The sequence below is a fragment of the Actinoplanes sp. NPDC024001 genome (assembly GCF_040638955.1).
In the GTDB taxonomy this organism is placed as follows: Bacteria; Actinomycetota; Actinomycetes; order Mycobacteriales; family Micromonosporaceae; genus Actinoplanes.
In genome coordinates this window covers 40,096-46,883 of record NZ_JBEZZB010000077.1, presented here as the reverse complement: position 1 = coordinate 46,883, position 6,788 = coordinate 40,096, and the positions used below count along the sequence as shown (strand labels likewise).

Annotated in this window: 2 protein-coding genes; both read right to left on the bottom strand. The window is 73.0% G+C overall.

Annotation, left to right across the window (positions count from 1 at the left end):
* Positions 1 to 903: EAL domain-containing protein (locus tag AB0F81_RS27825; protein ID WP_360201853.1), on the bottom strand; the 903-nt coding region annotated here is incomplete at its 3' end.
* Positions 904 to 987: 84 nt separating this feature from the next.
* Entirely contained in the window at positions 988 to 6,438 is a 5,451-nt protein-coding gene (locus tag AB0F81_RS27820) for a carboxyl transferase domain-containing protein (protein ID WP_360201851.1), read from the bottom strand.
* Positions 6,439 to 6,788 lie beyond the last annotated feature (350 nt).

Here is a 6,788-nt window from a genome sequence, read left to right as displayed (position 1 = left end):
GCGGAGCCGCGACAGGGCCGCGGCGACGGACTCGGCCATGCCGGCGACAGCCGGCCGGTGCCGGGTCGCGATCTCGAACGGCGTGCCGGCCGGCTGGTGAAAGCCCGGCCGGGGCGCCCGCAGCACGCTCGCCGCAGCCGGGTCGTAGTCGTGCCGGACCTGATCGATCGGCGCCGGACGGCCGAACAGCCAGCCCTGACCCCAGCGGGCCCCGAGCCCGCGGGCGGTCACCAGATCCGCCTCGGTCTCGATGCCCTCGGCGATCACCACCGCGCCGGTGCGCTCCGCCTCGGCCCGCACGACCGCGCAGACCGTCCGGGTGTGCTCGGCCTCCGGGTTGCGGACCAAGCTCATGTCCAGCTTGATCACCTCGGGTTCGAGAATCGGCAGGAACGCCAGCGACATCGGGTCGACGCCGACGTCGTCGAGGGCGATCCCGTTGCCGCCCAGCTGGATGTGCCCGGCCAGCCGCAGCAGGCTGCCCGGCACGGCCGGCAGAGCCCGCTCGGTGTACTCCAGGATCGTCCGGAACGACGGCCGCTGGGCGAACAGCTCCATGATCCGCGGCGACAGCGGCTGGTTCATCACCGCGGGCTCGCCGTTGGCGAACAGCACCGGCGGCGCGATCCGCGCCGCCAGCGCGCCCTCCAGGGCGCGTTCGAAGCAGAGCATGTCGAGCTCGCCGAGCCGGCCCGCGGCGCGGGCGGCGGCGAACAGCCGGTCCGGGAATTCCAGGCCGGTTCCGGCCGGTCCGCGCGCGAGCGCTTCCAACCCCGTCACGGTACGGGTGGACAGGTCGACGATCGGCTGGAACTGCGACCGTACGAGCCGCCCGCTCAGGACCGCGTCGAGCGTGACGTCAGCGACGGGTGCCGCCGGCGCCTCCGGGTGGACGAGGTGCATCAGCCTGACTCCTCAGCGTGGCGGACTTCCCCCGTTCTATCGACGGCGGCCTCGCCGATCTGAGGCCGCCGTCGGATGTGCCGGTCAGCGCAGCCCGGCCTCGATCGCGTCGATGATCCGCGGGCGCAGCTCGGCGGCGTCGATCACCGCGTCGACCGAGCCGACCCGCACGGCCCGCTGGATGCTGTGCACCCGGTCGAACTCGGCGGCCACCTCGTTGAGCTTCTCGGCGCGGATCGAGGTGCGCAGGCCGTCGAGCTCGGCGAGCAGCGTGCTGCGGTCCGGGCCGGTGCAGGCGGCCGCACGGGCCTCCAGCTCCCGGACCCGCGGGTCGGCGGCGGTCCGCGCGTTCACGTCGCCGGCGAAGACCACCGCAGCCGCGGGGGCGCCGCCGAGCACCGAGGCGAACGAGCCGTCGACCGCGAGCACGGTCATGTTCGGGTTGAGCGCCTTGGAGAACACCACGAACGCCCCGCCGTGATAGCGGGAGATCACGCAGAAGACGATCGGGCCGCGGAAGTTGACGATGGCCCGGCCGATCTCGGCGCCGTACTCCAGCTGCAGTTTGCGCATCGACTCGGGCGAGCCGTCGAAGCCGGACAGGTTCGCCAGCACCACCAGCGGCCGGTTGCCGGAGGCCGCGTTGATCGCCCGCGCCACCTTCTTCGACGAGCGCGGGAACAGGGTGCCGGCGGTGTAGGTGTCCGGGCCGTCGGTGGGCGGGAAGCCACCGCGCTGCACCGAGCGGGACTCGATGCCGACCAGGCACACCGGGATGCCGCCGAGGTGCACGTCCTGCACGACCGCGGTCTCCGCGTCGGCCATGCCGGCCCAGCGCTCCAGCACCGGGTGGTCCTGGTCGGTGAGGGCGCGCATCACCGTACGGATGTCGAACGGCTTCTTGCGGTCCGGGTTCGCGGTGACCGAGAAGATCTCCCCGACCGTGGTGAAGTCGCTGCCGGCCGCGGTGTGCGGGAAGTCGCGCACGTCCCGGTCGGCCGGGTCGCTGGTGGTGACCCGCCGCGGTCCGCTCTCGCCGGCCGCCACGTAGGTGTGCTCGTAGTGCGACATGAGCACGTCGACCGCCGCGGCCAGGTCCGGCGCCCAGTACTGGGCCTGCCCGTTGGGTCCCATCACCCGGTCGTAGCCGCCGATGCCGAAGTTGTCCTCGGCCGACACGCCGCCGGAGAAGTCCAGCGACTGCTTGCCGGTCAGCACCATCGCCGAGTCCGGTGTCATCACCAGGATGCCCTTGGTGTGCATGAGCATCGTCGCCTCGGCGTTCCAGTACGGCTGGGCGCCCACGTTGATCCCCGCGACCACGATGTTGATCTCGCCGCCGTCCTGGGTGAACTCGACGATCCGCTTCAGCGCGGCCGCCACCCAGTCCATGTTCTCGGTGCCGGACTCCATCGAGATCCGGGCGCCCGAGGAGAGCGCGAACCACTCCAGCGGCACCCGCATCCGCTCGGCCAGGTCCAGGGCGGCGATCACCCGGCGGCACTCCGGCTCGGAGAGCGCACCCAGCGACTTGGTCGGGTCGCCGAGCAGCAGCACCCGGGTGACGCCTTCGGGGTGCCGCTCGGTCGGGGTGCGCACCACGCCGGCGACCAGCGCGGCGGTGTTGCGGCCCTTGGGCCGGTCCACCGGCACCAGGACGTGGTTCTCGTCGAGGTCGTGCTCGGCGAAGTCACCGAGCAGGCCGGTCAGCTCGTACGGGTAGACCGTGTTGCGGGCCGCCGCACGCTGCACCTTCTGCTGGTAGTCGTCGAGCGGCTCCACCGGCTCGGTCGGCGGCTCGCCCAGCGTCAGTTCCGGCCGGCCGGTCGCGTCGAAGGTGATCCGCATGCCGAGCTTGGTCAGCTCCCCGGTCTGCGGGTCCCGCTGCCGGGCGATGAACAGGATCTCCTGCAGGCCGGCGCCGGCCGTGGTCGGCTGCACCCGCCGGGCCAGCATCTCCAGCTCGGCCGGGGTGAGGTTGCTGGCCGGCCAGACGTAGACCACGATCCGGTTGCTCTTGAACCGTTCCTTCGGCGAGCGCCGCGACTGGGCCCGGCGGATCGAGTCGAGGCAGGTCGCCACCACGTCCTCGGCGGTGGGCAGGGCCACCAGGCGCCCGTCGTGCTCACGCAGCTCGGTCAGGTCCCGCACCTGGGCGAACGCGACCAGCCGCTGGTCCGACGGGTTCTCCCGGGCCACGCACTGGAACAGGTGCACGTCCTCGTCCGACGACGGCAGCCGGGTCAGGTCGAACTTGCTGAGCCGTTCCAGCTGCATGCGGTGCGCGATGTACGGGTGCAGGCCCCGGATCAGCCGTTCCTCGGTCATCCCGGTGATCGACGGCCGGAAGGTGAAGTGGTGGTGCGCCACCGCGCCACCACGCCCGGCGACGGCGAACGTCACCCGCAGCACCTGCGCCGGCAGTGACTCGGCGTTGACCACCTCATGCAGCGCCGCGGCCATCGCGTCGAGCTCCTCGGGCTGGTTCTCCCAGGCCAGGTAGATGTCGGCGTCGACCGCCGCGCCGCTGCGCGCCAGCTTCCCGAGATCACGCAGGGTGCTGCCGAGCGCCTCGAAACGCACCGCGGCGGAGACGAGCCGCGAGCCGGCCCGCTCGGCGACCACGAAGGAGGACTCGGTGTGGACGCCGGTCAGGTCCTTGTTGCCGTAGTAGCGGCGGGTCAGCACTTCGAGCATGACCGAGTTGTCCAGGTCGGCGCGGGCCAGCCGCTGGCCGAGGACCCGCAGCAGCGGCTCGGTGCTGCGGACCATCTCGGCGATCCGCTCGGCGCGGTCCGCCGAGTCCGGGTGCTCGTCCAGGTGGCGCAGGTGGGTACGGACGGTGTTGTAGACCCGGGCCCGGTTGCGCAGCAGCAGCGGCTGGGCGAACCAGGCGAACACCACGCCGCGGGCCAGGTCGGCCAGCGCCGGGAAACGCACCTGGGTGGCGGCGATCAGCCGTTCCAGGGCCAGGCCGACCGGCTCGCGCAACGCCTCGTCCGGCGGCGACTCGCGCAGCCAGACCCCGAGCAGCGCGCCGATCACCTTGGCGTCGGCGGACGCCCGCTGCAGTGCCAGGAAGACGCGGAACACCGCGGACTCCAGCTGCGGGGTGCGGTCCAGCTCGGTGACCCCGTAGTGGCCGAACGCCTTGGCCAGCCGGGTCCGGAACGCCTCCGGCAGCCCGGCCCGCTCGACGTCGAGGCTCTGCAGGTAGGTGTGGAAGTGCTCGCGGGCGCTGTGCACCCGGCTGTCGCCCTCGCCGTCCTCGCCGCCGGCCGGCCGGTTGCGGCTCAGTTCGGCCAGGTCGGCGAAGAGCTCGATCAGCGCCAGCTCCTCGGCCAGCGGACGGCGGCCGTCCTCGGCCGCGGTGCGGCGCGCCGCCAGGTAGTCGTCGAGCACCCGGCGGCTGTCGTGCGGGTCGACGTCGAAGCCGAGCAGCAGGCTGCGCAGATCCTCCTGGCCGCGGGTGGTGCGCTCGCGCGCGGTGGCCTCGCCGGCGACCGCGGGCAGGTCCAGCTCGGCCGTGCCGGCCTCGGCGGCCTGCTCGGCGTCGGCGCCGGCGAGCGGTTCCAGGCGCAGCAGCGGCGCGCCGGCGTCGACCTTGCTGCCGACGGCGACCACCAGCTCCTTGAGCCGGGCCTTGAACGGCGCCCGCAGCACCGCCTCCATCTTCATGGCTTCGAGTACGAGCACCGGCGCGCCGGCCTCCACCTCGGCGCCGATCTCCAGCGGCGTCGCCACCACCAGCGCGGGCATCGGCGAGCGCAGCACGCCGCCCTCGTCCCGGCTGATCCGGTGCGTCACCCCGTCGACCTCGACCAGGTGGATCGACTTGTGCGTGCCGGTGAGCAGCCGGTAGCGGGTGCCGTTGACCAGGATCTGCCCGGTGTGCTCGTCGAAGCGGTCCAGCACCACGTCGGCGACCCGGCTCTCGTCACCGGCCTCGATGCCGACCCGGAAGCGCTGCGGGCCGACCCGGGCGACCCGCACCCGGTAGGTGACGCCGCGCAGCTTCAGGTCCAGCGGGCGGCCGCTCTCGTGCTGCACCTGCGGGCGCCCACCGAACGCGGTCGACAGCAGGCGCTGCTGCTCGGCCTGCTCCTCCTCCTGGTACACCTCGATGGCGGCCGCGGTCAGCGCCACCGCCGAGTGCCGGTGCGAGACCAGCCGGCCCGCGCCGCGGACCCGGTCGATCCAGCCGGTGTCGGCGCTCGCGTCGATCACCTCCGGCTGGTGCAGCAGATCCAGCACGAAGCTCTTGTTGGTGGCGCCGCCCTCGATCACCACGGTGGTCTCGGCCATCGCCCGGCGCAGGCGGCCGAGCGCCTCGTCCCGGTCCCGGCCGTACGCGATGATCTTGGCAATCATCGAGTCGAAGTCGGCGGCGATGGTGTCGCCCTCGCTGACCCCGGTGTCGACCCGGATGCCCGGGCCGGCCGGCAGGACCAGCCGGGCGATCCGGCCCGGCGCCGGCGCGAAGTCGCGGTCCGGGTCCTCGGCGTTGAGCCGGGCCTCGATCGCGTGCCCGCGCTCGGCCGGCGGCTCACCCTCCAGCTTGCGGCCGGAGGCCACCCACATCTGGGCCTTGACCAGGTCGAACCCGGTGGTGGCCTCGGTGATCGGGTGCTCCACCTGCAGGCGGGTGTTGACCTCGAGGAAGGCGAGCAGGTCCTCACCGGGGTGGTAGAGGAACTCCACGGTCGCGGCACCGCGGTAGCCGACCGCGACGGCGAGCCGCTCGGCGGACGCCTTCAGCTCGGCGGCCCGCTCGGGCTTGAGCACCGGGGACGCCGACTCCTCGATGACCTTCTGGTTGCGCCGCTGCACCGAGCAGTCGCGCACGCCGAGCGCCCACGCGGTGCCCTGGCCGTCAGCGATCACCTGGACCTCGACGTGCCGGGCGCCGGTGACCAGGCGCTCCAGGAACACGACGCCGCTGCCGAAGGCCCGGGCCGCCTCCTGGCTGGTGCGCTCGTAGACGTCGGCGAGTTCGTCGGCGCTGCGGACCACCCGGATGCCGCGCCCGCCGCCGCCAGCGGTCGCCTTGAGCATCAGCGGGTAGCCGATCTCCGCGGCGGCCGCGGTGGCGGCTTCCAGGGTGGCGACCTCGCCGCGGCTCCACGGTGCGACCGGGACCCCGACCTCCTCGGCGATCAGCTTCGAGCCGATCTTGTCGCCGAGCTTGCGCATCGCGTCCGGGCTGGGCCCGATGAAGGTCACCCCGACCTTCTCGCAGAGTTCGGCGAAGGCCGGGTCCTCCGCCACGAAACCCCAGCCCACCCACGCCGCGTCGGCGCCGGTCTCGACCAGGGCGCGCTCCAGCACCTTCAGGTCGAGGTACGGCCGGGCGGCCGCCGGGCCCAGGTCATAGGCGACGTCGGCCTCCCGCACGAACGTGGCGTGCCGGTCGACGTCGGTGTAGAGAGCGACAGTCTCGATCGGCGTCCCGGTCTCTGCGGCCAGGTCCCGCGCGGCGTGGATGAGGCGCATCGCGGCCTCACCCCGGTTGACGATGACGATACGACGGAACACCGAATCGAGCCCTTCCTCATGCCGGCATCAGTGGGTCGGCCAGCGCGACCGTGAGCGGGCGACAACCGATCCGACTGTAGTAGATGCCGATCCGCTGACAACGCGGTGACCAGCCCGTTCACGCATCCCCAGGCCAATCGCGGGTTACTCACGAGTCAACAAGAGGCCGCCGGCACGTGCTCCCGGCACCCGGGCGGCCGTCGTCCATGACGGCTATGGAGTGCCCGTTGGCCGTATGGGCTACGGCTCGGCTGGGGCGGCTGTTGCCCGGGGCGGGGCGCGGGCGGGGTGACCAGCTGCTTACGCCCGGCGGGCGCGCTGCGGCCGGGAGTGGGCAGGTGATCGCGTGT